Source organism: Coprobacillus cateniformis (assembly GCF_009767585.1).
Taxonomy (GTDB): domain Bacteria; phylum Bacillota_I; class Bacilli_A; order Erysipelotrichales; family Coprobacillaceae; genus Coprobacillus; species Coprobacillus cateniformis.
Genome location: NZ_WSNW01000001.1, coordinates 2,626,202 through 2,651,330 on the forward strand (window position 1 = coordinate 2,626,202; position 25,129 = coordinate 2,651,330).

Sequence of the window (25,129 nt, forward strand, 5' to 3'; positions counted from 1 at the left end):
TATGTTATGCAAACTGTTTAAAAAAGTCTTTTCATCGTAATAAAAAAATGTTAATATATCAAATAAAGATGAGGTGATACTATGCTTAAATTCACAAAAATGGAAGGAATAGGAAATGATTATATTTATATTGATGGCATTCATCAGGATGTTCCTATGAACCCTCATTTTATTACAAAGATAAGTGATCGTCATTTTGGTATTGGAAGTGATGGTGTTATTGTTATACAAGAATCAGAAATCTGTGATTTTAAGATGCGAATGTTTAATTTAGATGGTAGTGAAGGAAAAATGTGTGGTAATGGTATTCGTTGTTTTGCTAAATTCGTTTATGACCATCAATTAACCAAGAAAACTTATTTGGAGATAGAGACATTGGGTGGTATTAAGAAAGTATGGTTAATAATTGACAATAATAAGGTTCAATATGTCAGAGTCAATATGGGTCAGCCTATCTTAAAATCAAAAGAAATTCCTTGTCTATTTGATAAGGAAGAAATGATCAATGAACCAATTGAAGTAGATGGTCAAGTATATTATCTCACATCTTTATCAATGGGAAATCCACATACAGTAATATATATGAATCATTTAGATTTTAATATCCAAGAACTTGGAATAAAATTTGAAAAACACATACTTTTCCCTGAATCGGTTAATACTGAATTTGTTGAGGTTGTTAATCGTCAATATCTTAAGATGCGTGTTTGGGAAAGAGGTAGTGGTGAAACAATGGCTTGTGGGACAGGAGCTTGTGCTGTGATGTATGCAAGTTATATAAATGGTTTGTGTGATAACCATGTTCAAGTTGAACTCTTAGGTGGGATTCTTGATATTAGTTATGAAAATGGAGAGATTTGGATGAGTGGACCGGCCACAACAGTTTTTGAAGGAATTATTCAAGAGGAGGTATTTAATGTATAATACAGCAGAAGAAATCATTCAATATATTGGAAATGCTAAAAAGCATACACCCGTTAAAGTTTATGTGAAAGGGAAAAATTTACCAGAAAGTGATGAATTTCATATCTTTGGAGATGGTTCTAGTCTTATTCTTATTGGTGATATAGAACCTATCCAAATATATTTAGAAAAAAATAAAGCGAGAATACAAGATACATATTGGGAACATGATCGTAGAAATAGTGCCATTCCAATGCTTGATATAACACATATTAATGCGCGTATAGAGCCAGGAGCAATAATTAGGGATCATGTGACAATTGAGAATAATGCTGTTATAATGATGGGAGCAATTCTTAATATAGGTGTTAAAATTGGTGAATCAACGATGATTGACATGGGAGCTGTTTTAGGTGGTCGTGTGGAAGTTGGAAAACGATGCCACGTAGGAGCAGGAGCAGTCTTAGCTGGTGTTATTGAACCACCGAGTGCATCTCCAGTTATTTTAGAAGATGATGTTCTTATTGGAGCAAATGCAGTTGTTGTAGAAGGGGTCCGTATTGGCAAAGGTGCAGTTGTAGGAGCAGGAAGTATTGTTTTGAATGATGTTCCTGCTGGTGCAGTGGTTGCTGGGAATCCGGCTAGAGTGATTAAAGCAGAAAAAACAAAAGAGACAAAAGAAAAAACACAATTAATAGATGATTTAAGAAAAATCTAAGGTGATACATATGGAACAACTCAAAAAATGGAGAAGAGATTTACATCAGATACCTGAACTAGGATTACAGGAATTTCAAACTGCCACCTATATTCGTCGTGAATTAGAAAAAATGGGTTATCAATGGGAAGCAGTTGTAGAAACTGGAACAATTGTTTATATTGATTATCATCAATCCACAACAATAGCTTTTCGTAGTGATATTGATGCTTTGGCAATTCAAGAAAAAAATCATATAGACTTTGCTTCTAAAATTCCTGGGATGATGCATGCTTGTGGACATGATGGACATATGAGTGCTTTACTAGGATTTGCAAGGCGTTTAAAAGAAAACCATAGTTCATTATCATGCAATGTCTTATTGGTATTTCAACCCGCAGAAGAATCGCCAGGAGCTGCCGCGCAAGTTGTAGAGTCAGGTGTTTTTGAAAAATATAATGTTAAGGCTATTTTTGGTATGCATTTAATGCCATTCATTGAAGAAGGCGTGATTGCTTGTAAGAAAGGTCCGCTAATGGCAATGTGTGGAGAATTGGATGTAAAGATATATGGAAAAGGTGCTCATGCTGGTTTGCCTCAAGAGAGTATTGATAGTATCATGATTGCAAATCAAGCATTACAACAGTATCAAACAATTATTTCAAGACGTATTTCTCCATTCTCACCAGCTGTCATTAATATTGGTCAAATAAATGGAGGATCAGCACGAAATAGTGTTGCCAGTTTAACAACAATGCATGGAACATTGCGTTGTTATGATGAGAACTTATTTATAAAAGTGACTCAAGACATCGATTCTATTCATAAAAGTTTAGAAATGGCTTATGGCTGTTCAATTGAATGGAGTTGTCCACCATTGTATCCACCAGTACTTAATGATGATCATTTGTATAAAGTTTTTAGAAATATTGTAGATGAAGATATATATATTGAGTTAAAAGAACCATTAATGTTAGCAGAAGATTTTTCATTCTATCAAAAAGCAATTCCTGGTATATTCTTTTTCTTGGGGACAAAATGTCAAGAATATCAAAGTGGGTTGCATACAGAAACATTTAATTTTCATGAGGAAGTTTTAGAAAAAGCAATAGATTTATATGAAAAAATTGTTATGAATTTGAAAGGGGAATAAATATGGATAGTTATTTACGAGGGGAAAAAGCATTTTTAAAAGCATATGGTAGATATGATGTTGTTTTAGAAAGAGGAGAAGGTGTTTATCTTTATGATACGAATAAAAAACAATATTTAGATTTTTATTCTGGAATTGGTGTGAATTCATTTGGTCATGGCTATAAACCATATATTAATGCTCTGCAAAAACAAATAGAAACATTGATGCATGTATCTAATTACTTTTATACACCTGTTTCAATTGAAGCTGCTGAAACTGTTAAAAAAGCAACACAATTGGATGGAGTCTTTTTCTGTAATTCTGGTGCTGAAGCAACAGAAGGAGCTTTAAAGTTAGCGAGAAAATATTACTATATGAAACATGGAAAAGCGAATAGTGAAATTATTTCTTTTCACCATTCATTTCATGGCCGTTCAACAGGTTCAGTCAAATTAACTGGAAATCCTCACTATCAGGAGGCATTTGGACCACTTATTGAAGGTGTTCATTATGCAACATTAAATGATTTAAAGAGTGTTGAGGCATTAATCAATGAAAGAACTGCGGCTATTATTGTAGAACCATTACAAGGTGAAGGCGGATTAAATTTATGTCATCAGGACTTTATGACTGGATTAAGACAGTTGTGTGATGAACATGATATTTGCTTGATTTTAGATGAAGTTCAATGTGGAATGGGGAGAACAGGAACAATTATGACTTATTTTCAATACAATATCTTACCTGATATTGTTTGTTTAGCCAAGGGGATAGGATGTGGTGTACCTGTTGGCGCATTTGTAGCAAATGAAAAATATGCAAAAGCTATGGAACCAGGCGATCATGGGAGTACATATGGTGGAAATCCATTTGTATGTGCTGCTGTGAAAACAGTTTTTGAAATCATTGAAAGAGAAGATATGCTCAAACATGTTCAAGAGATTTCTAAATATTTGACTGAAAAGCTGGATGAACTTATTAGAGAGTTTGATATTGTAGAAAGTCGCAGAGGATTGGGATTAATGCAAGGATTGGTATTAAAAGATGATGCCAGACCGTATGTCAAAGAACTCTTAACTGAGGGCGTTATTGTTGTGACTGCTGGAACTAATGTCATAAGAATGTTGCCACCATTTGTTATTACTGAAGAACATGTTGATGAATTTATTGGTAAATTAAAAAATATTTTAAAAAAATCAAAATAAAAAAAGAAAAATCCCTTATTTTTATTGAATATAGAAGTAAGGGGGTTTTTATATGCGAAAATATCCAATTGATTTGCAAGATGAAGAAAAGGCTTGTGGTGCTTATTGTATTTCTATGATTTTGAAATTTTATGGTTATCAGGATGAAATGAAAAAAATTAAGCAGAAAGCAAGATTAAATCAAAATGGTATCTCTATTTTAGGAATTATTGAGTGTTTAAAGACTTATCAAATTGAAGCTAAGGCTTATCAGGCAACATTAGATGATATTCATAAAAATATTCAATATCCATGTATTCTTTATATGGCTTATAATGATATTGGTCATTTTGTTGTCTTATATGAAAGAAATGATGATGAGTATATTATTGGTGATCCAGCTAGAGGGCTCATTTCTATTTATCAAGAAGAGATGTCTGAACATTATGCCATGCATGTTATAGCGATAACACATGTTGGTCGTGTTCCTGAATTATCTTATCAATCTTACTTTTCTTTTTTATATCAGACTTTTCAATCATATCAAAAACATATGATTGATCTTATTTTGAAAGGGTTATGGATTTCTTTACTAGGATACTTGAGTAGTTACTTTTTTCAGTTTATTATTGATGATATTCATATCAATACTCAATTTTTTTATATGGTTGTACTCTGCATTGCTTATAGCTGTATAGAAATCATCAAAACAAGAATGGAAAGAATCAAAACCAAAGCTTTTATCTCTTTAAGAAAAGCAGTTGATGAAGAATATGTTTTTGATTCCTCTATGCGAATGCTGCAATTAACTCATAGTTTCTTTTATCAAGATAAAGGGTATATTCAAAGTCAATTATTAAGTCTCTTTGATTTAAGTGAAATGAGTTTAGAGTGCTATGAGAGATTGTTCTTAGATGCTTTGTCTTTTGTTGTTTTTATGATTGGAATGATGTTTATAAATATATCAATGACATTTCTGGTTGTAATTATGTTTTTATGTATTATGTTTATGGCCTATTATCGTTTACAGGCTTTACAGGATATCCATAAAAATTATCTTGAAGCACATTTTGTTTTTCAGCATCATCTTCTAGAATTAATTGAAAATCAATTTTTAATTAAACGTTTTTCATTGTTACAGCAACAACGGGAAAGAAGTTATCATATCTACTTAGATGAAGCTATGTTAAAAGAAAAACAGGCTCTATTTATGAATCAACTCCAAAGTTTTATTCAATACTTTATTTATATTTTCTATGGTGTTATTATGATTTTAGGATTTTATCATTATCAAAGATCTCATTTAACGATAGGACAGTTAATGATGTTTTATATGTTGGTTTCTTATTGTATTCAACCTGTGATGAACATTGTCAATCTTGTCAGTCAATATAAACAAATGAAGATTGTTTATGAAAAATATAAAGTATTTGAAATAGAACCACAACTACCACAAGAACCTATAAAGGAGAAAATTACATCAATTACTCTGGATAATGTCAGTTATGCCTATGGATATCAAGTACCTTTATTTGAACATATTGATTTAACAATTCACCAACACCTTTTATTAAAGGGAAAGACAGGATCTGGTAAATCAACGTTGTTAAGACTTTTTATGGGATATGATCTTCATTATTCTGGAGATATCTATATTAATGATCAGGAGTTAAGGACTATTCAATTATCTTCTTTATATCAACATATAGGTTATGCTCATGAGACACCATCATTTTTACATTTAACTTTGTTGGAAAATTTTTTATGTCATGATGAAAAGAAGATACGTTATTACTTAAAATCGTTTGGACAGGAAGCTCTTTTCAATATGTTTCATATAGTCTTAAGTGAAGATGGTGCACCACTGTCACTTGGGCAAAGACAGATTGTTTCTTTAATTAGACTTTTATGTCAAGAATTTGATATTCTCATTTTAGATGAAGCATTTTCACATATGGATGCAAAATTAGCAAGTAAAGTGATGAGGTTCTTATTCAAGAATGATGAAGGAAAGATTTATGTTATGGTTAATCATCAAACAAAATTAGTGAACAAGAATGTTGCTTGTGCTATAATTGAAGAAGGAAGATTAAGAAATGAAAGGTGATATAATGGCTATTGATTTTGTATATGAAGATGAATTGAAATTGAGTAAGGATAATTATGAACAACAATTTATAAAAATTGTAGAAGCAGCACTTCAATATTTAAAAATAGAAGATGATGTGGAATTATCATGTATTATTGTTGATGATGAACGAATTCATCAGATAAATAAGGAATATAGAAATATTGATCGTTCTACTGATGTTATCAGCTTTGCATTAGAAGATAATGATCAGTTTTATGTGGCAGGAATGCCACGAAGTTTAGGAGATATTTTTATTTCTTATCATCATGCTTGTATTCAAGCAGAAGAATATCAGCATACTTTAAAGCGTGAGATGTGTTTTTTATTCACGCATGGTCTATTGCATCTGTTGGGATATGATCATATGAATGAAGAAGATGAAAAAGAGATGTTTACGTTACAAAAAGAAATATTAAATCAATTAGGAATAGAAAGAGGGTAGACTATGGATTATCAAAAATTAGTTGATGAAGCTTTTATAGCAAGTGAAAATGCCTATGCTCCTTATTCATCATTTAAAGTTGGAGCATCCCTTCTTTTAACAGATGGTACAATAATACATGGCACAAATATTGAAAATGCTGCATATGGATCTACAATGTGTGCTGAAAGAAATGCTGTTTTTCAAGCTTATTGTCAAGGATATCGCAAGTCAGACATTGAAGCGTTGGCAATTGTTGGAGATTGTTCACCATTGATTTCACCATGTGGAGCATGTCGTCAGGTTTTGGCTGAATTGTTAGATCCATATACCCCTATTGTTTTAGGGTGTAAAGATTATTATGAAGTCACAAATATACAAGAATTATTGCCACGTGCTTTTATAGGAGAAAGTTTATGACATTTAAATCTGGATTTGTAAGTATAGTTGGAAGACCAAATGTCGGTAAATCAACATTGCTTAATCATATTTTAAAAACCAAATTAGCAATTACTTCATCAACAGCTCAAACAACTCGTAATACGATTCAAGGAATATATACGGATGAAGATGCTCAGATTATTTTTATGGATACACCAGGTATTCATAAACCTCAGGATGGTCTTGGTTCATTTATGAATACCAATGCACTTAATAGTATTTATGGTGTTGATTTGGTTTTGTTTTTAGCTCCTGCTGATGAGAAGATTGGAAAAGGTGATCGTTTTATTGTTGAAAGACTTAAGGAAGCTGATGGACCAGTTTATTTAATTCTTAATAAAATTGATTTATTGTCTAAGGAACAATTGATTGAAAAATTGAATGAATGGAAAGGATTGTTTGATTTCAAGGAAATCATACCTATTAGTGCATTGAATGGCGATAATATAGATGATCTTATGAATACAATAAAAAATGATTTACAAGAAGGGGTTATGTATTATCCTAAAGATCATTTAACTGATCATCCTGAAAGATTTATTATGGCTGAATTTATTAGGGAAAAGATTCTTTATTTTACACATGAAGAGGTCCCACATAGTGTCGCTATTGTTATCGAGAGAATGATTGAAGATGAGCAAGGTGTTCATATTATGGCTGCTATTATTGTAGATAGACAGAGTCAAAAAGCAATTATTATTGGCAAACAAGGGAGTCTTATTAAAAAAGTCAGGCAAAATGCTCGTAAAGAGATGAAACGCTTTTTACAAGTTCCAGTCGAATTGGAATTGTTTGTGAAAGTGGAAAAAAATTGGCGTAATAAACAAAAGTATCTCAAGGAGTTTGGATACGATGAAAATGACTACTAATGAAGAAGTTGTTGAAGGAATTATTTTAAAAAAAACTGTTTATAAAGAAAATGATATGATTTTACATATATATACCAAAGAATATGGCAAGATTGGTATTATTGCTAGAGGAATTCGGAAAATAACGAGTAAGAATGCAAGAGCATGCCAAGAGATGATGATAAGTGAAATGAGCATAAATTTAAAGAAGGGATTAAGTTCTTTGATGAAAGCAACTCCAGTTGATTATTTGCGTCATATTAAAGAAAACTTAGATAGTGAAATTGTTGCTAATTATGTTTTAGAGTATTTTTATCGTTATCTTGAAGATAATAATCCCAATCAAGATGAATATGATATTTTATATCATTCGCTAAAAGCTTTAGATCATGGCTATTCACCTCTTTTGGTTTATCTATTATTTAATGTTTTTGTTTTAAATCATAATGGTGTTTCGATTGATGTTGAAGGCTGTGTTGTTTGTGGCTCGTCAAAAGTTACAGCGATATCACTGAGAGATGGTGGATTTGTATGCCAAAATCATCGAGGGAATCTTCAACCTTGTGATATTAATGTTTTGAAAGCTTTTCGACATATCCATAAAATTCCTATTCAATATATAGATCATATTCATATAGAAGAAAATATTTTAAAAGAGCTTATTCCTTATATGAATGGTTATATTGAGGAATATACAGGTGTTTCTTTAAAGACATCTGCGTTTATTCAACAAATTGTGTAGATTTCTGCACAATTTTATTTTGCTTAAGAGAAGTTTGGTGTATAATGATTGCATATATAAGGGAGAGATGTTATGAGTGACTTTTTACCAACAACAAAAGAGGAAATGTTAGCAAGAGGATGGGAACAGCCTGACTTTGTTTATATAAGTGGAGATGCTTATGTGGATCATCCTTCTTTTGGTGCAGCAATTATTACAAGGACACTTGAAAGTCGAGGTTTTAAAGTGTGTTTTTTGGCACAGCCAGATTGGCATAGTTTGGAAGATTTTAAACGTTTTGGAAAACCACGACTTGGTTTTTTAATCTCAAGTGGAAATATTGATTCAATGGTTAATCATTATAGCGTTTCTAAAAAGCGTAGAAAAAAAGATAGTTACTCGCCCAATGGTGAAGCCGGTCATCGACCAGATCGAGCAGTTATTGTATATAGTCAAAAAGTACGTGAAGCCTATAAAGATGCAACAATTCTTATTGGTGGTATTGAAGCAAGTTTAAGGCGTCTTTCACATTATGATTATTGGGATGATAAAGTGCGTAAATCAATTTTGGTAGATGCAAATGCTGATTTATTAATGTACGGAATGGGAGAAAATAGTATTGTAGAAATTGCGGAGGCTTTGGATGCAGGTATTGATGCACAATATTTAACATATCTAGATGGGACAGTTTTTAAAATCAAAGATTTATCATTGCTTCCAGAAGGATATATTATGTTACCATCTTTTGAAGATGTATCATCAGATAAAGTGACTTATGCAAAATCATTTGGTATTCAATATCGCCATACAGATCATTTTAATGCAAAAACGTTAGTAGAACCATATGAAGGTTTTTACATTGTACAAAACAGACCTAATCATCCTTTAACTCAAATAGAATTTGATGATACATATGCTTTACCTTATCAAAGAACATATCATCCAATGTACGATTATATACCTGCAATTGAAGAAGTTCGTTTTTCTTTGATTAGTAATCGTGGATGTTTTGGTGCATGTAATTTTTGTGCCTTGAATTTTCATCAAGGCAGAATTATTCAAACACGTTCACATGAATCACTTGTACAAGAAGCAAAAACAATGATTCAAGATCCTGATTTTAAAGGCTATATCCATGATGTTGGTGGACCGACTGCTAATTTCAGATCTCCAAGTTGTGAAAAACAAGCAGAACATGGAGCTTGTCCGACGAAACAGTGTTTATGGCCTAAAGCATGTCAGAATTTAAAAATTGATCATAGTGATTACTTGTCATTACTGAAAAAATTAAGAAATTTAGATGGAGTTAAAAAAGTCTTTGTTCGTTCGGGTATTAGATATGATTATTTGATGTATGATAAAGATGATACTTTTTTTAAGGAGCTTGTAAAAAATCATATTAGTGGACAATTAAAAGTGGCACCTGAACATATTAGCGATCAAGTTTTAGATAAGATGGGAAAACCACGAAGACAACTATATGAGAAATTTGTGGATAAATATGAACATCTAAATAAGGAAATGGGTAAAAAACAATATCTTGTTCCTTATCTTATGTCCTCACATCCTGGTAGTGATTTAAATAGTGCAATTGAGTTGGCTGAGTATTTAAGAGATATTCATCATACTCCTGAACAAGTTCAAGATTTTTATCCCACACCAGGAACACTTTCAACAGCAATGTACTATACTGGTATAGATCCACGTGATATGAGTTTGGTGTATGTTGCAAAAACCCCACAGGAAAAAGCGATGCAAAGAGCTCTAATGCAGTATCGCAATCCTAAAAACTATCATCTTGTTTATGAAGCACTTATGACTGCCAAACGTCAGGATTTAATAGGCTTTGATAAAAAATCTTTAATTAAACCAAAAGGACAATTCCGTCCACCAAAGAGGAGGTCGTGATCATGAAATATACAAAAACGTATACGTCTAGTATGCATACACATGTACGTTATCATGTTTATGAGCCTAAAGTGGTTTTGAGAATTAAGGGAATTGTTCAAATTCATCATGGTATTGGTGAACATGCAGATCGTTATGATCATTTTGCATCTTTTCTTTTGAATCAGGGATTTGTTGTCGTGGTAAGTGATTTTGCTGGTCATGGAAAATCACTGATTGATTTTGAACAAGGTTTTTTTGGTACTGAAAATGGTCCACAAAATCTTGTTAAAGATATGCATCGCCTACAAAATATAATTCGTCGCACATATCCAGATGTTCCATACTTTATGTTGGGAGTAGATTTGGGTTCTGTCTTGATACGTAAATATGCAACAGAGTATGGTGATTTTATAGAAGGTATGATTTTATTAGGAACGCCACCGGTTGTTGAACATAGTTATTTGAAAAAGGGGTATTTAAAGTTATTGAGAGCCTGGCGTGGACCGTTATATAAGGCAACTCATTATTTTAAATCGTATCATGAATCTAAGAATCGGAAAGTCCATCAAAGCAGCAGTGATGTTGATTGGCTAACAAGTGATGAAGATGAAATCAAGAAATTTTTAAGTGATCCTATGACACATTTTTCTTATACTGTTCAAGGATATCGTGATATTGTGAGTGTTATGCAAGAGGTCAATAGTGATGAATCCATTGCTAAAATTCCAGATTATTTATCAGTATATATTGGATATGGTGAATTAGACCCAATGTGTAGAAAGATGAAAGTATTGTTAGAGAAATATAAAAAAATACAGTTACGAGATGTGACTGTTGATGTATTTGAAGGGATGAGACATGCTATATTATTTGAAAAAAGTAAGAAAGAAGTCTACCTTCACATATTAAATTGGTTGAATGAAAGAACGTATTTGTAGTGCACCCTTATGGTTGGTTGACAAATAACCACTATAAGGGTATAACTATGGCATTAGCACATAAGATAAGGATAATTATGACTTGGTAAGGTATGCCGAGTCTTTCGTACTTTATATAAGTGTATAAAATAAGTGAAAAGGGGTATAAATATGGCAAATAAAGATATGGAAAAGCTAGTTGCTCATGCAAAGAATTCAGGATTTGTTTATCAGGGTTCTGAAATTTATGATGGTTTAGCAAACACTTGGGATTATGGTCCTTTAGGTGTGGAAATGAAAAATAATATTAAGAAGTTATGGTGGAAAAGATTTATTCAAGAATCACCATATAATGTTGGATTGGATTCTGCTATATTTATGAATCCTCGTGTTTGGGAAGCAAGTGGACATGTTGGTGGATTTAGTGATCCATTAATTGATTGTAAGAACTGTAAAACAAGACATCGTGCAGATAAGTTAATTGAAGGATATGATCCAGATGTTCACAGCGATGGTTGGGAGCCAGAAAAAATGATGGAATATATTAGAGACCATCATATTAAGTGTCCTGATTGTGGAAGTGAAGATTTTACAGATATTCGTGAATTTGAATTGATGTTTAAAACATATATGGGAGTTGTTAAAGATGCAAAAAATGTTGTTTATTTGCGTCCGGAGACTGCTCAAGGAATCTTTGTTAATTTTAAAAATATACAAAGAACATCACGTAAGAAAGTTCCATTTGGAATAGGTCAAATAGGTAAGTCATTTAGAAATGAAATTACACCTGGTAATTTTATCTTTAGAACAAGAGAATTTGAACAGATGGAATTAGAATTCTTCTGTAAACCAGATACAGATTTAGATTGGTTCCATTATTGGAAAGATGGTTGTATGCAATTCTTAAAAGATTTGGGTTTAACTTCAGAAAATTTAAGATTCAGAGATCATGAGCAAGAAGAATTATCTTTCTATTCTAAAGCAACAAGTGATATTGAATATCTTTATCCAGCACCACTTGGGTGGGGTGAGTTATGGGGAGTTGCTGATAGAACTGATTATGACTTATCAAGACATCAAGAATTCTCTAAAAAGAATTTGGAATATTTAGATCCAGAAACAAATCAAAAATATATACCATATGTTATTGAACCTTCTGTAGGAGCTGATCGTTTATTTTTATCAGTATTTGCTGATGCATATGATGAAGAACAATTAGAAAATGATACACGAATTGTGATGCATTTACATCCTGCAGTTGCACCAATTAAGGCGGCTATTTTGCCACTGACTAAGAAACAAAGTGACAAAGCAATGGAAGTTTATTCGATGTTAGCACAAGATTTTAATGTTGAATTTGATGTTGCTGGACAAATTGGTAAAAGATATCGTCGTCAAGATGCCATTGGAACACCATTCTGTATTACTATTGATTTTGATAGTGAAACTGATCAAACAGTAACATTAAGAGATAGAGACAGTATGGAACAGATTCGTTTACCAATTGATGAACTGAAGAGTTATATTGCTGAAAAAATTAAATTTTAAATAAAGGAGGACATTTATGGCACGTCTGTCACAAGAGAAAATCAATGAAATAAGACAAAGTGTTGATATCGTTGATGTGATAGGACAATATCTTGCCTTAGAGAAAAAGGGAAGAAATTACATGGCTGTATGTCCTTTTCATGATGATACACATCCTTCAATGTCAGTATCACCTGATAAACAGATATTTATGTGTTTTGTTTGTCATACTGGTGGGAATGTTTTTACATTCTTACAAGAGTATTTAAAGATATCATACATTGAAGCAGTCAAAAAGGTTGCTGAAATAGGTCAAATTGATTTAAGTGATTATCAGCTAGATGTTGAGAAAAGACCAATTCATCAAGAACATGTCGCACTTTATCAAATGCACCAAGAAGCACAGAAAATTTATAGTTATTATCTAAATACAAAACTAGGCTTAGAAGCAAAAACATATTTATTGAATCGACAGTTCACAGATGAGCTTATTAAAGAGTTTCAAATTGGTTATGCTCCTCTTGAACCTGTTTTACATCAGTCGTTTGAAAAGTTAGGTTTTCAGGAAATTGATATGGTCAAGTCGGGATTAGTGATTGAATCACAAAAGAATTTTGATAGGTTTAATGATCGTATAATGTTTCCGCTTTTTAACCAGCAAGGACAAGTTATTGGGTTTAGTGGGCGTATTTATAAACCTACACAAACAGATGCTAAGTATATGAACTCACCAGAGTCAGATATTTTTATCAAAGGCCAAACTTTATACCATTATCATCAGTGTCGAGAAGCCGTTAAACAGGCTGGGTTTGTTTATTTATTAGAAGGTTTTATGGATGTTATTGCAATGTATAAAGCAGGTATTGAAAATACACTGGCGATTATGGGAACTGCTTTAACAAAAGGCCATATTCAAGCTTTACGCCGTTTAACAAATACAATTCATTTATGTCTTGATGGTGATCAAGCCGGACAGGCAGCTATGAGTAAAGCTGCTCGTGAATTAGAAGAGGCTGGGTTTAAAGTACAAATTATTATCTTGCCAGATGGTAAAGATCCAGATGAAATATATCAGATGCATGGACAAGAAGGCTTAGAAGAAGTCTTACGTAAAACAGTAAAACCTATTGAATTTCAAATGGATTTTGAATACCAGCTTGTTGATCCACTCAATTATGATGACCGCAAACAGTATTTAGAAAAAATGTGTTATGAAATCACACAAATAACAGATGACATTGATCGGGATTATTATATTCATATTTTATCAAAGAAATCTGGTTTCTCATATGAAATTATTCAGCAAAGAGTTGTTGGAATGAAACCACAACGTATCGAGGAAACTGTTCATAGGGAAATAAAAAAAACAATTCAAATTATTGATAAATATCGTAAAGCTGAACATGATTTATTATTTTATATGTTAAATAGTAAAGATGTTGCTTTAAAGTATGAGGCAAAAGCTGGATTTATGTATAATGATTCATATCGTGTCATTGCCTCTTATATTGTTGACTATTATCGCAATCATAGTCATTTAGAAGTTGCTGATTTAATCAATAGTATACAAAAAGAACAATTGATACAAACTGTTATAGAAATATCACAATCAGCATTGCCTTTAAATTATGAGGAAAAGGCAATAGATGATTATATTAAGACAATTGCGGCAAATGCACGAAAAATGAAGAAAGAGCAATTATTAGAACAATTTAATTATAGTTTGGATCCGAGTCAAAAGGCTCAGATTTTAAGTGAAATAGTGAAATTAGAGAATGAAAAGGAGTCTATATGAAAAAAGAAACAAAGAAAAAGGCAGCACCAGTAACGTTTGAGGATCTTAAGAATTTAATTAAAGAAACTGCTGATGCATTAGGTGGTACATTATCACAAGATGATTTAGATGCTTTTTTAACAAAGTATGATTTAGATGATGAATCTGCTGAGGAATTATTGCAATTTATTACAGACAGTGGAATTGTTATTGAAGATGGATTAGATGCTTTAGAATTAGATGATGAGGAACTGTTAAAAGGTGTTGGAACTGATTTAGATGATCTTGAAGGATTAGAAGATTTAGGAGCTCTTGAGGGATTAGATGATGAATTAGGTGAAGATGTTCCTGATTTAGATTTCGTTGGTGATTTTGACATGATGACTGGGGATACAGCAAATATGTATACTCATAATGATGATGATGATGAAAATCAATTAGGAAGCAATGTTAAAATCAATGATCCTGTTAAAATGTATTTGAAGGAAATTGGTCGTGTTGAATTGCTTAGTCACGATGAAGAAATAGATTTGGCTAAAAGAATTCTTGAAGGTGATGAAGAAGCAAAGAAAAAACTTGCGGCAGCGAACTTGCGTCTTGTTGTTTCAATTGCAAAACGATATGTTGGAAGAGGAATGTTATTCTTAGACTTGATTCAAGAAGGTAATATGGGGCTTATTAAAGCAGTAGAAAAATTTGATTACACAAAAGGTTTTAAATTCTCTACATATGCAACTTGGTGGATTAGACAAGCGATTACACGTGCCATTGCTGATCAGGCGAGAACTATTCGTATTCCAGTCCATATGGTTGAAACAATTAATAAGTTAACACGAGTGCAACGACAACTTATCCAAGAGTTAGGAAGAGAACCACTTGCTGAAGAAATAGCTGAAAAGATGGATGGTATGACACCTGATAAAGTTCGTGAAATTCAAAAAATTTCATTAGAACCTGTTTCTTTAGAAACACCTATTGGTGAAGAAGATGATTCTCATTTAGGTGATTTTATTGAAGATGAAGGGGCTATGTCACCTGATGATTATGCTGCTAATGAATTATTAAAGGATGAATTAAATGAAGTCTTATTAGAATTAACAGATCGTGAAGAAAAAGTATTGCGTTTACGATTTGGATTAGATGATGGACGTACAAGAACTCTTGAGGAAGTAGGAAAAGAATTTAACGTAACACGTGAACGTATTCGTCAAATTGAAGCCAAAGCTTTACGAAAATTGAAACACCCTTCACGTTCAAAACGTTTAAAAGATTTCTTAGATCGTTAATATGAAACTATCAAAAAGACTACAAGCTATTGCAGATTTAATTGTAAAATATAAACAAGGGGAAATACTTGCCGATATAGGAACTGATCATGCTTATTTGCCATGTTATTTGGTTAACGAAAATATTATTGATAAGGCATATGCATGTGATATAGCAAGTGGACCTATTAACGCATCTATTGAAACAATTCAATTATATCATTTAGAAAAACAAGTCATACCACTTCTTGGAAGTGGTATGAATCCTATTCTTGATAAAGATGTTGATATGATCAGTATTTGTGGAATGGGAGGAAAACTCACCATTGATATATTAGACGAACACAGAGAATTCTTAGCTCATCATCGATTTATTTTACAGGCCAATATAGGTTTAGAAATATTAAGAGAGTATTTATATAAACAAAATATGAAAATTATAGATGAAAGTATTGTTAAGGATGCGCAACATATTTATGAAATTATTGTTTGTGAAAAGACAGATGATATGATTGCTTATCAAGAAGAAGATTTTTACTTTGGGCCCTGTTTAAGGAAAAATAAAAATGGATTATTTTATGAAAAATGGCATAGACAATTAGAAATTCAAAAGGGAATATTAAATTCCTTAGAAGAACAACATCCACGTTATCATGAAATTATGCATCTGATAACTATGATAGAAGGTGAAATAAGTGGAAGCTAAAAACATTATTGAAATTATAGAACGTTATTACCCACTATCATTACAAGAGGATTGGGATAAATGCGGCTTACAAATTGGTGATGTTCATCAAGATGTTACAAAAATAATGATTTCTTTAAATGCAGATTTACCAAGTTTAAAAGAAGCCATTTCAAATAATTGTCAAATGCTTATTACTCATCATCCTTTTTTATTAGACCCTATAAAAAATATTGATAAAGATTCAATTATGGGTCAATTCATTTATACAGCAATTGAGAATCATATAATTGTTTATAGTTCTCATACTGCATTGGACAATGTTTCAATGAATAAGTGGCTAATTGAAGAATTAGGAGTTCATGATTTACAAGTTGGTGACCAAACAGGTATAAGTCAAATAGCAACACTCAATACACCAATGACTATGGATGCATTTCTTGATTATGTACAACAGGTATATCATTTGGATCATTTTAAATATGCTGGAAAAGTAGACATAGTTAAGAAGGTCGCTGTATGCGGGGGTAGTGGAGCAGGCTTCATGGATCAATTTTATGGAAAGGCTGACGCTTATTTAACAGGTGATACAAAATATCATCAAGCCAAAGCAGCAATTGATCATCATTTATTATTAGTTGATATTAACCATCATGCAGAAAATATTATGGTTGACAGATTAAAAGAATTATTAGAGAAGGAGTTAGATGTAGAAATTATAGCGGGGTCATCTCCAGATTACTACATGTATCGATAGTATGATTTTAACAACAGTATGTTATATGAAAAGAGACCAACAGACATTAATGCTTCACCGTATTAAAAAACAAGATGATATTAATGGTGGTAAATGGATTGGTGTTGGTGGAAAGTTTGAAGAAGGTGAAAGTGCTGAGGACTGTGTAAAGCGTGAAATCTTTGAAGAAACAGGATTGGTAGCACATTCATTAAAACTGCATGGTTTTGTTTCGTTTCCAGGACTATATTATGGTCAAGATGAAGGTATGTTTGTTTATACTTGTGATGATTTTAGTGGTGTAATTCATGAATGTGATGAAGGTGTTTTAAAATGGATAGATGATGACAAGATTTTAACTTTACCAATGTGGCAGGGAGATTATCATTTTTTTGATTGGATAAAAGATGGTCGTTTTCATAGTGCTAAAATTGTTTATGAAAATGATCAGGTTATAGAATATCAAGATAATGTTTATTAAGGTTTGCTGGATATGCAAGCCTTTTATTTGCAGAAAAGAGGAAAATTATGGAACAAAGACCAGATTTAAATACATCGTTAGATAGTCAGACATTCAGACAGTTTTATTATCTCAAAGAAGAATTAGTTGATTTTTGTAAACAAAATCATATACCAACAAGTGGAGGAAAAATAGAACTTACAGAAAGAATAGCTTATTTTTTAGAAACTGGAAAAATTATGAAAACAACTGTTCAAACAAAAAAACAGTCTCTAATCACTGTTATTCACGAAACAGATTGTATTGAAAGCAATTTTGTATGTTCAGAAAAACATCGAGCATTCTTTAAGCAGATGATAGGTTCAAGTTTTTCATTTAATGTTCTTTTTCAAAAATGGCTAAAGAATAATACTGGTAAAACTTATAGCGAAGCTATTGAAGCTTATTACCAAATTCTTGAGAATAAGAAAAAAGGGAAAACAAAGATTGATAAACAGTTTGAATACAATACATATATTCGGGATTTTTTTGCTGATAATAAAGGGAGAACATTAGAGGATGCTATTCAATGCTGGAAGTATAAAAAAAGTATACCTGGACATAACCGCTATGAGAAATCAGATTTAAGAGTACTTAATGTTTAAAATGATTAACATTTTGGTTTCATAATGCGTTATAATCAATTATATGGAGGATAATAAAATGAATTATATTAAGCAAAATAAGAAATGGTTTATTTTATCACTTATTATTATTTTCATTATCATTATTATATCTTTATTCTTTTTTCTTAATAACAATGATCAAAAGGATAATAAAAATAAAACATTTGATACATCTTTGGTAGGAGAAGCAAGTGTGGATCCTGAAAATTTTGATGAAACAGAGGAAGGAACACCTATAGATGCTGATCAATTAAATGGAGAACAGGGAAAGAGTAATGGTATTGATGTATCTAAATGGCAAGGGAAAATTGATTGGAATCAAGTCAAGAAAAGCCAAATCGATTTTGTCTTCATCCGTATTGGTTATCGTGGAGAAAATGGTATTATATATAAAGATGATAACGCTGATTATAATATTCAGCAAGCCACAAAAGCAGGATTACTTGTAGGTGTTTATTTTTATTCTACTGCGCTTAATCAAAAAGAAGCCATTGAAGAAGCAAAATGGACACTTCAATGTATAGATGGATATAGTATATCTTATCCAGTTGTCTATGATTGCGAAGGTTATAAAAATTCCTCAAGTCGTACATATCAATTGAGTTCAAAGGAACGTACAGAAAATGCTCTTGCCTTTTTAGATACGATTTCAAAAGCAAACTATGAAACAATGTTTTATACATCATTAAGTGATATTAATTCTCATTGGAATATTCGTGATATCAAAAATAAGCATAAGATATGGATTGCTCAATATTCATCAAAGATTTATCCTGAAAAACAAAAACCAGATTATAATGATCAATGTCATGCATGGCAATATACCAATAAAGGTCAGGTAAAGGGGATTAATGGTAATGTAGATATGGTTGTTTGTTATTTTAAAAACAAAAAAGCTGATCCTAAAAATAAAAAAGCTGAATTACCAAAAGCATCTGTACCATTAACAGAAGAAGAGAAAATATATTCAGCAGTTAATGAAAAGGTGACTGCAAAGGATGAAACAAATTTGAGGTCTCTTGCGACAATAAAAAGTGATATTGTTGCCTCTTTAAAAAATGGTGAGACCCTGACTCGCATTGCTGTGGGAACAAATGGCTGGTCAAAACTACGATATAAAAATAAGACAGTTTATGCAATAACAAGTTATTTAACAACTGATTTATCAGTTAAGAAAACAGAATCAGAAGATATCGTTTCAGGTCAGAAGTTCGAGTCTAAGAAAGATAAAGTAACTGCAAAAGATGAGGTTAATTTACGTTCACTTCCTTCAACGTCAGGGGAAGTTGTTGGAACATTAACTAGTGGTACATTTCTTGAACGTACAGCAATAAGTCAAAAGGGGTGGTCAAGACTTATATATAAAGGTAAGGTTGTTTATGCAATAACAAGTTATTTAAGCCATGATGTTGTCGAAAAACCAAAACCGACAGAACCTGATCAATCAGATGGATTTACAGCAGTTAATGAACAAGTAACAGCAAAATCAGAAACAAATTTAAGGGATAAGCCTTCAATTGATGGTGGACAAGTTATTTATACGCTTAAAAATGGTGAATATGTAAAACGTATTGGTACTCATAGCAATGGCTGGTCAAAATTAGAGTATAATGGACAAGTGGTTTATGCAATATCATCTTATCTAGTTAATTAAGATGTGAAATTTCATTGATATGAAAAGACAAGATTTAGAAAATAAATCTTGTCTTTGTTCAAATTAATCCATGTTTTTTCATAGAATTATAGATACTATCATCAATAATATCATCTGTAATTTCATCAGCAATTGCCTTTAACCCTTCAGCTGCATTTCCTACAGCTATACCATATTGGCAAAATTCAAGCATATCAATATCGTTTAATCCATCTCCAAAAGCATATGTATTATCTTTTGGTATTCCTAAATGTGTTATGAGAGCTTCTATTGCTGATGCTTTATTGACACCAGGAACAGAGAGTTCACCACTATCATTACCAAACATTGGAACTGTGCAATGAATAACGTTAAATTCTAAGTTGAATTCTGCTTTAATATTCTCAAAAGGAAATCCTTCTTTTTCTAGGAAACAAATTTTATTCACATCATCACGATGTAAATCATAACCAATCTTTAATGAATTAATAAAATGATTTGGTGCTTCTTTCTTTTTTCTTCTTGCTTCAGGATCATTTTCTAAATCTCCATACATAATAGATTCCAATCTTGGAATAAGATGCTGACTTGCGTAAAGTCCACCATTACTTTCGATGTAAAAATCAAAGTTATGTTCTTCAAAAAAATCAACAACATGGTGTATAGCGTTTCGAGAAACTTGTTTATGATATAACATCTCATCTCCAATTTCTACAAAACCACCACCAGCGCCAATTATACCATCAAAGCCAATTTCTAAAATATGTGAAAAAATCTCCGCTTTACTTCTGCCAGTGCATAAAAAACAAAGATTCCCTTTTTGCTTTGTTGCTTGTATTGCTTTTATAGTAGACTCAGGGATAAACTCTTGTGACGAACGTACGTCAACTAACGTTCCATCAACATCAAAAAATATAACTTTTTTATTCATATAATACCTCCAATAGTTATTATATCTAAAATTTATTATAATCAAAATTATTTTCAAACCTTGCAAATTATAATTTATCATTTTCAAAAAATGGAATTATTCTTTATTTATATAGAAAAAGGTGTACAATAATAAATATTCGTTTGAAAACGATAATAATCGATAATAAGTAACTAGGGAGGATATGATAAATGAATTAATATTTTTTGGTGAGATTAGGATATCATGTTCATAAAGATAACACTTTTTCAGTTGATGAGGTTTGCATCAAATTGTAAAATTTATTGTCAATGAAAGTTATCAGGATTTGACTTTAGTTAAAAATACACCACATATGTCTTGAGATGAAATGTCACAATTGCTTCTTTATTCAAAAAGGAAATCTGTACTTTGTATGCATATAGATGGTGTAAATTATAAGCAGGTAGTTAAAGAAAAGAATAATTTATTAGGGGGATATTATGAATAAGAGTAAATCTACAGATTTAATTCATGGGCATATTGCGAAATCAATTTTTTGGTTTTCTGTTCCATTGCTGATAGGGAATTTGTTTCAACAATTGTATAATACAGTAGATGCTTATGTTGTGGGGAATTTTGTGAGTAAGGAAGCATTAGCAGCAGTTGGAGCATCTTCACCTATCATTAATATGTTAATTGGCTTCTTTATGGGACTCGCAACTGGAGCAGGGGTTATTATTGCACAATATTTTGGTGCAGGAGATAATGGGCGTTTAAAAAAGGCTGTTCATAGTTCTGCAGCATTAACACTTGTTATGTCTTTATTGTTAACAGTCATTGGAATTATTGGAACAAATCCAATGCTACATGCCATTGGAATACCAGCTGATGTCTTCCATGATTCCTCTACATATTTAATGATATATTTTGCAGGTATTTCATTTAATCTGATTTATAATATGGGATCAGGAATATTAAGAGCAATGGGTGATTCTAAGCGACCTCTTTATTTCTTAATTATTGCTTGTATTGTTAATATCATTTTAGATTTCCTATTTGTAAAATATTTACATATGGGAGTTGCTGGGGCAGGGTATGCAACATTAATAGCGCAGGCTATAAGTGCTATACTTGTTGTTATTGTCTTGATAAGAAGTGAAGGTCCACATCAATTATTCTGGAAACAAATTCGTTTTCATTTTCCAATCTTAAAGAAAATAATTATGGTGGGGTTACCTACGGGAATTCAACAAAGTATAGTATCTTTATCAAATGTTATCGTTCAGTCTTATGTTAATGCATTTGGTTCAAGTGTTGTTGCTGGATATTCAGCAACAATACGTATTGATGGATTTGTTAATTTACCATTGCAAAGTTTTAATATGGCAGTGACAACGTTTGTGGGGCAAAATATTGGTGCTAAGCAATATGAACGCGTCAAAAAAGGTTCGCGTATTGCACTGTGGATGACTATGGCAGTTATTGCAACAATGGCTATTTCACTCTTCTTTTTTGGAGAAAGTTTTATTGCTATTTTTAATAGTGAACCAGATGTTATTCAGGCAGGGCGCACAATGCAATTAGCATTTGTACCTTTCTATATTATGTTGCCAGTTGTACAGATTTATAATGGTGTTTTAAGAGGTGCAGGGAAATCTTCAGTTCCAATGTATATTATGGTTTTTAATTTTGTTATTTTAAGACAGATTTATTTGGCAATAGTGACGCAGATGACATCAGATGTTTATTTTGTTTTTATGGGCTGGCCTGTCACTTGGGTAACTTGTGCAATTATGTTTATTATCTATTATCACAAGGTTAATTGGTTAAATCAGCAATCCGTTTCATAAATAAAAGTTCTTTTCAAATAGTTAATTTTATTATTATTGATTTGTGAGTATTTCTATTAGAGAATGTGGTTATCACACTTTCGATTAATATAAAAAAGCAGACTTCACTGTAAGTATAATACAAGGAGTCTGTTTTTTTATTAAAGCATTTTATGAGTCATTTCTTTGATATACTGACTAACATCATCCATTCCAGTGTAAAGTGTTGCTCTATTGAAGTCAAAAATATCAAGAAGTTCTAATAGTTCTTTTTTGAGATTTTTAGGAATATGTATGATGACTTTGCATCCATTTTGTTTATGAAAAATCTTATCTATTTGTTGATCATGATATTTTGGGTGAGTACAAATAATAAATAATCCAGCTTGTCTAGCAATTCTTTCATTATTATCATAGTTAGCTCTCACAATATAGACTTGCTTTAAAGAATTTGGATTTATTTTATTAGTGAAACCAGATTTTTCATAAGCGATTTCGCTAGCGAGTTTATCAAATAATTGCTGAGGAACTTTACTAGGGGAAGCATATATTTTATCAAATATTTGATTTTTTTCTAAGTAATTCAAGCGACATAAAGAAGATATAATACGAACTGAATCACTATGAGCATATCTTATCTGTTTTTCTTGTTCTTCAAATAAAATGATAGAACCATCAAACTTTTTAGGATTTTGACAGGCAAAATATAATGCTACAAGTGGATTTGTTGTAATATCTAAAAGCCTTGTAGGAAGTGTATAATGTTGCATTTTTGAAAGACGCTGAAAATTTGTGTTACACTTTTCAAACTCTGTCGTTTTTCTCATAATCAATTGATTGTACATATAGTCTTCATGATTAATCCATGAATTCTCTCGAAATAATGATGGAATGGCTTTATAGTTAATATTATCATGCCCTCTATAAAAAAGTTGTGTAGCATCTTTATCAATATTCTTTTGTATTTCTTTAAGAATAGAAGTGAATTCTTCAAATGCACTCATATTTTTATGAGTTCCTAAAGAATAAATTAAAACTTTATTCATATGAAAAAAGAATGGTTTTTCATATGATATATTATTATGCATTGGGAAATGTTTAATCCAGAAGTCAATAATCTGTTGAAATGATGTTTTCGTGATACTATTAGACAGCATAATCATAAAATATTCAATTTGCTGTACTTTAGAAAAATCATATTCTTTAAACAACTGGGATTGAAATAAACCAATCAATTGTTTTTCTGTCAATTCCTTGAATTCTTTTTGAGTTTTGATGTATTTTTCCATTTGTTTAAGAAGTTGTGCGAGGATATCTCGTGATTTTTTTGGGACATCACTTTTTTTGTATTGTTCAACATAATTATCCAAATGGAAAAAATCTGCATCAGACACTTTATATGTAATCAATCTTTCAATTAAATGTGCCAATGTATTTATATTCAAGATTTATCACTATCCTTTCTGTTCATCTAATATTTTTTCCTTTTCAATAGATGGTTTGACATGTGTTTCTGGATTATTTTCATCAAACTGTTCTAAAAATGATATAACTTGATTTGTTAAATAAGTAGGAGTAGAGGCTCCTGAAGAAACTGCTGCTTTTGTCTTGCCTTTTAAATTAGTAATATTTAAATCTTGAATACTTTCAATCATATAGACATCTTTATTTTCTCCTGCAATTGAAGCAAGTTTTTGTGTATTATGGGAATGGGGATCACCAACAATAAAAACAATATCAATATCATCATCAATATTTTTAATCGCCTCTTGTCTGATCTTTGTCGCAGTACATGTTTCTTTTGCAATTTCTACATAAGGAAGAGTATTTTTAGCAAATTCACATAATTCATAAACATCATAAAGAGACATTGTTGTTTGATTTGTAATGATGTATTTTTTCTGAGGATTCATTTTAAGAATATCTTCTTTTTGAGTGATTAGATGAATCTTATGTGAATTGATTGAAATAGCACCTTCTGCTTCTGGATGACCTACTTTTCCAATATATAAAATTTCATATCCAAGTTTCAATTTATCTTTAATCAAATCATGTGTTTTGATAACATCTTGGCATGATGCATCAATAACATTCAAGCCTTTTTTTTGTGCTTTTAAAAAGACTTGCTCACTTGCTCCATGAGCAGTAATAATAACTGTACCATCATCAATATCATCTAATAATTCCAATCTCGTTTTTCCTTTGTGGTCAATTGTTTTAACACCTAATTCTTCTAATGCATTGACAATATATTGGTTATGTACAATCATGCCTAAAATATATACTGGCGGTTTCTGACTTGCTTTTTTAGCTATATTAATGGCATTGACAACCCCTTTACAGTATCCTCTAGGGACAATAGCTTTGACTTCCAT

23 protein-coding genes are annotated in these 25,129 nt (G+C 31.4%); 20 read left to right on the forward strand and 3 right to left on the reverse strand.

All coding sequences use genetic code 11. The features are described from left to right. The first annotated feature begins 81 nt into the window (after positions 1-81). The 19 genes from dapF (at position 82) to GQF29_RS12965 (ending at position 20,054) form a co-directional block, all read left to right on the forward strand. Positions 82-924, forward strand: coding sequence for a diaminopimelate epimerase (gene dapF / locus GQF29_RS12875; protein ID WP_008787805.1), 843 nt, complete (start codon positions 82-84; stop codon positions 922-924). Continuing rightward, positions 917-1,621: a 2,3,4,5-tetrahydropyridine-2,6-dicarboxylate N-acetyltransferase gene (gene dapD, locus GQF29_RS12880; protein ID WP_054688512.1), complete on the forward strand. Its 705-nt coding sequence runs from the start codon at positions 917-919 to the stop codon at positions 1,619-1,621. The genes dapF and dapD overlap by 8 nt, the downstream gene beginning before the upstream one ends. Positions 1,622-1,631: 10 nt before the next feature. After that, positions 1,632-2,753, forward strand: coding sequence for a M20 metallopeptidase family protein (locus GQF29_RS12885; RefSeq protein WP_117598742.1), 1,122 nt, complete (start codon positions 1,632-1,634; stop codon positions 2,751-2,753). Between the two features lie 2 nt (positions 2,754-2,755). Further along, on the forward strand, positions 2,756-3,940 hold the full coding sequence (locus GQF29_RS12890; protein WP_117598741.1) for an aspartate aminotransferase family protein: 1,185 nt from the start codon (positions 2,756-2,758) through the stop codon (positions 3,938-3,940). Between the two features lie 52 nt (positions 3,941-3,992). Beyond that, positions 3,993-6,026 carry a cysteine peptidase family C39 domain-containing protein gene (locus GQF29_RS12895; protein WP_160340816.1) on the forward strand — a complete coding sequence of 678 codons (2,034 nt, stop codon included), beginning with the start codon at positions 3,993-3,995 and terminating at the stop codon, positions 6,024-6,026. Next, the gene (gene ybeY / locus GQF29_RS12900; protein ID WP_236916434.1) at positions 6,016-6,492 is read left to right on the forward strand and encodes an rRNA maturation RNase YbeY; all 477 of its coding nucleotides are present in this window, start codon (positions 6,016-6,018) and stop codon (positions 6,490-6,492) included. The genes GQF29_RS12895 and ybeY overlap by 11 nt, the downstream gene beginning before the upstream one ends. A 3-nt stretch (positions 6,493-6,495) precedes the next feature. Beyond that, positions 6,496-6,891, forward strand: a complete 396-nt coding sequence (locus GQF29_RS12905) for a cytidine deaminase (protein ID WP_008787811.1) — start codon at positions 6,496-6,498, stop codon at positions 6,889-6,891. Further along, positions 6,888-7,781: a GTPase Era gene (era, locus tag GQF29_RS12910; RefSeq protein WP_054688510.1), complete on the forward strand. Its 894-nt coding sequence runs from the start codon at positions 6,888-6,890 to the stop codon at positions 7,779-7,781. Before GQF29_RS12905 ends, era begins: the two co-directional genes overlap by 4 nt. Then, positions 7,765-8,502: a DNA repair protein RecO gene (recO, locus tag GQF29_RS12915; protein WP_054688508.1), complete on the forward strand. Its 738-nt coding sequence runs from the start codon at positions 7,765-7,767 to the stop codon at positions 8,500-8,502. The genes era and recO overlap by 17 nt, the downstream gene beginning before the upstream one ends. A 72-nt stretch (positions 8,503-8,574) precedes the next feature. Continuing rightward, positions 8,575-10,389, forward strand: a complete 1,815-nt coding sequence (locus GQF29_RS12920; protein ID WP_054688507.1) for a YgiQ family radical SAM protein — start codon at positions 8,575-8,577, stop codon at positions 10,387-10,389. A gap of 2 nt (positions 10,390-10,391) precedes the next feature. Beyond that, the gene (locus GQF29_RS12925) at positions 10,392-11,309 is read left to right on the forward strand and encodes an alpha/beta fold hydrolase (RefSeq protein WP_017143859.1); all 918 of its coding nucleotides are present in this window, start codon (positions 10,392-10,394) and stop codon (positions 11,307-11,309) included. 150 nt (positions 11,310-11,459) lie between these two features. Beyond that, the gene (locus tag GQF29_RS12930; protein ID WP_117598740.1) at positions 11,460-12,836 is read left to right on the forward strand and encodes a glycine--tRNA ligase; all 1,377 of its coding nucleotides are present in this window, start codon (positions 11,460-11,462) and stop codon (positions 12,834-12,836) included. 16 nt (positions 12,837-12,852) lie between these two features. Further along, a complete protein-coding gene (dnaG, locus tag GQF29_RS12935) occupies positions 12,853-14,610 on the forward strand; it encodes a DNA primase (protein ID WP_054688505.1) in 1,758 nt (585 codons plus the stop codon). Next, positions 14,607-15,875, forward strand: coding sequence for an RNA polymerase sigma factor RpoD (gene rpoD / locus GQF29_RS12940; RefSeq protein ID WP_117598738.1), 1,269 nt, complete (start codon positions 14,607-14,609; stop codon positions 15,873-15,875). The genes dnaG and rpoD overlap by 4 nt, the downstream gene beginning before the upstream one ends. 1 nt (position 15,876) lies before the next feature. Then, positions 15,877-16,560 (forward strand): tRNA (adenine(22)-N(1))-methyltransferase, encoded by a 684-nt coding sequence (locus GQF29_RS12945; protein WP_054325275.1) that lies wholly within the window; start codon positions 15,877-15,879, stop codon positions 16,558-16,560. After that, positions 16,550-17,296 carry a Nif3-like dinuclear metal center hexameric protein gene (locus GQF29_RS12950; RefSeq protein ID WP_054325274.1) on the forward strand — a complete coding sequence of 249 codons (747 nt, stop codon included), beginning with the start codon at positions 16,550-16,552 and terminating at the stop codon, positions 17,294-17,296. The genes GQF29_RS12945 and GQF29_RS12950 overlap by 11 nt, the downstream gene beginning before the upstream one ends. A gap of 25 nt (positions 17,297-17,321) precedes the next feature. Then, positions 17,322-17,756, forward strand: coding sequence for an NUDIX hydrolase (locus tag GQF29_RS12955; RefSeq protein ID WP_236916435.1), 435 nt, complete (start codon positions 17,322-17,324; stop codon positions 17,754-17,756). A gap of 47 nt (positions 17,757-17,803) precedes the next feature. After that, complete coding sequence (locus GQF29_RS12960) at positions 17,804-18,379, forward strand: DUF6434 domain-containing protein (protein ID WP_054688502.1); 576 nt, start codon at positions 17,804-17,806, stop codon at positions 18,377-18,379. Between the two features lie 58 nt (positions 18,380-18,437). Continuing rightward, positions 18,438-20,054 carry a GH25 family lysozyme gene (locus GQF29_RS12965; RefSeq protein ID WP_054325273.1) on the forward strand — a complete coding sequence of 539 codons (1,617 nt, stop codon included), beginning with the start codon at positions 18,438-18,440 and terminating at the stop codon, positions 20,052-20,054. A gap of 58 nt (positions 20,055-20,112) precedes the next feature. On the opposite strand, the gene GQF29_RS12970 is transcribed toward GQF29_RS12965, so the two are convergent. Next, the gene (locus tag GQF29_RS12970) at positions 20,113-20,964 is read right to left on the reverse strand and encodes a Cof-type HAD-IIB family hydrolase (protein ID WP_160340817.1); all 852 of its coding nucleotides are present in this window, start codon (positions 20,962-20,964) and stop codon (positions 20,113-20,115) included. 461 nt (positions 20,965-21,425) lie between these two features. On the opposite strand from GQF29_RS12970, the gene GQF29_RS12975 reads away from it, so the two are divergent. Then, a complete protein-coding gene (locus GQF29_RS12975) occupies positions 21,426-22,775 on the forward strand; it encodes an MATE family efflux transporter (RefSeq protein ID WP_054325272.1) in 1,350 nt (449 codons plus the stop codon). A gap of 140 nt (positions 22,776-22,915) precedes the next feature. Here GQF29_RS12975 and GQF29_RS12980 read toward each other — a convergent pair whose 3' ends face one another. After that, on the reverse strand, positions 22,916-24,199 hold the full coding sequence (locus GQF29_RS12980) for an FRG domain-containing protein (protein ID WP_117598732.1): 1,284 nt from the start codon (positions 24,197-24,199) through the stop codon (positions 22,916-22,918). 9 nt (positions 24,200-24,208) lie between these two features. Then, positions 24,209-25,129 (reverse strand): 4-hydroxy-3-methylbut-2-enyl diphosphate reductase, encoded by a 921-nt coding sequence (locus tag GQF29_RS12985; RefSeq protein ID WP_117598731.1) that lies wholly within the window; start codon positions 25,127-25,129, stop codon positions 24,209-24,211.

Excerpts from the sequence above, each read along its gene's own strand:
- GQF29_RS12970 (WP_160340817.1), bottom strand. The coding sequence starts at position 20,964 with ATGAATAAAAAAGTTATATTTTTTGATGTTGATGGAACGTTAGTTGAC.
- GQF29_RS12920 (WP_054688507.1), top strand. The coding sequence starts at position 8,575 with ATGAGTGACTTTTTACCAACAACAAAAGAGGAAATGTTAGCAAGAGGA.
- GQF29_RS12945 (WP_054325275.1), top strand. The coding sequence starts at position 15,877 with ATGAAACTATCAAAAAGACTACAAGCTATTGCAGATTTAATTGTAAAA.
- dapD (WP_054688512.1), top strand. The coding sequence starts at position 917 with ATGTATAATACAGCAGAAGAAATCATTCAATATATTGGAAATGCTAAA.
- GQF29_RS12930 (WP_117598740.1), top strand. The coding sequence starts at position 11,460 with ATGGCAAATAAAGATATGGAAAAGCTAGTTGCTCATGCAAAGAATTCA.
- recO (WP_054688508.1), top strand. The coding sequence starts at position 7,765 with ATGAAAATGACTACTAATGAAGAAGTTGTTGAAGGAATTATTTTAAAA.
- GQF29_RS12890 (WP_117598741.1), top strand. The coding sequence starts at position 2,756 with ATGGATAGTTATTTACGAGGGGAAAAAGCATTTTTAAAAGCATATGGT.
- GQF29_RS12955 (WP_236916435.1), top strand. The coding sequence starts at position 17,322 with ATGAAAAGAGACCAACAGACATTAATGCTTCACCGTATTAAAAAACAA.
- GQF29_RS12885 (WP_117598742.1), top strand. The coding sequence starts at position 1,632 with ATGGAACAACTCAAAAAATGGAGAAGAGATTTACATCAGATACCTGAA.
- GQF29_RS12985 (WP_117598731.1), bottom strand. The coding sequence starts at position 25,129 with ATGGAAGTCAAAGCTATTGTCCCTAGAGGATACTGTAAAGGGGTTGTC.
- GQF29_RS12960 (WP_054688502.1), top strand. The coding sequence starts at position 17,804 with ATGGAACAAAGACCAGATTTAAATACATCGTTAGATAGTCAGACATTC.
- era (WP_054688510.1), top strand. The coding sequence starts at position 6,888 with ATGACATTTAAATCTGGATTTGTAAGTATAGTTGGAAGACCAAATGTC.
- GQF29_RS12895 (WP_160340816.1), top strand. The coding sequence starts at position 3,993 with ATGCGAAAATATCCAATTGATTTGCAAGATGAAGAAAAGGCTTGTGGT.
- rpoD (WP_117598738.1), top strand. The coding sequence starts at position 14,607 with ATGAAAAAAGAAACAAAGAAAAAGGCAGCACCAGTAACGTTTGAGGAT.
- dapF (WP_008787805.1), top strand. The coding sequence starts at position 82 with ATGCTTAAATTCACAAAAATGGAAGGAATAGGAAATGATTATATTTAT.
- GQF29_RS12905 (WP_008787811.1), top strand. The coding sequence starts at position 6,496 with ATGGATTATCAAAAATTAGTTGATGAAGCTTTTATAGCAAGTGAAAAT.
- GQF29_RS12925 (WP_017143859.1), top strand. The coding sequence starts at position 10,392 with ATGAAATATACAAAAACGTATACGTCTAGTATGCATACACATGTACGT.
- ybeY (WP_236916434.1), top strand. The coding sequence starts at position 6,016 with ATGAAAGGTGATATAATGGCTATTGATTTTGTATATGAAGATGAATTG.
- GQF29_RS12965 (WP_054325273.1), top strand. The coding sequence starts at position 18,438 with ATGAATTATATTAAGCAAAATAAGAAATGGTTTATTTTATCACTTATT.
- GQF29_RS12975 (WP_054325272.1), top strand. The coding sequence starts at position 21,426 with ATGAATAAGAGTAAATCTACAGATTTAATTCATGGGCATATTGCGAAA.
- dnaG (WP_054688505.1), top strand. The coding sequence starts at position 12,853 with ATGGCACGTCTGTCACAAGAGAAAATCAATGAAATAAGACAAAGTGTT.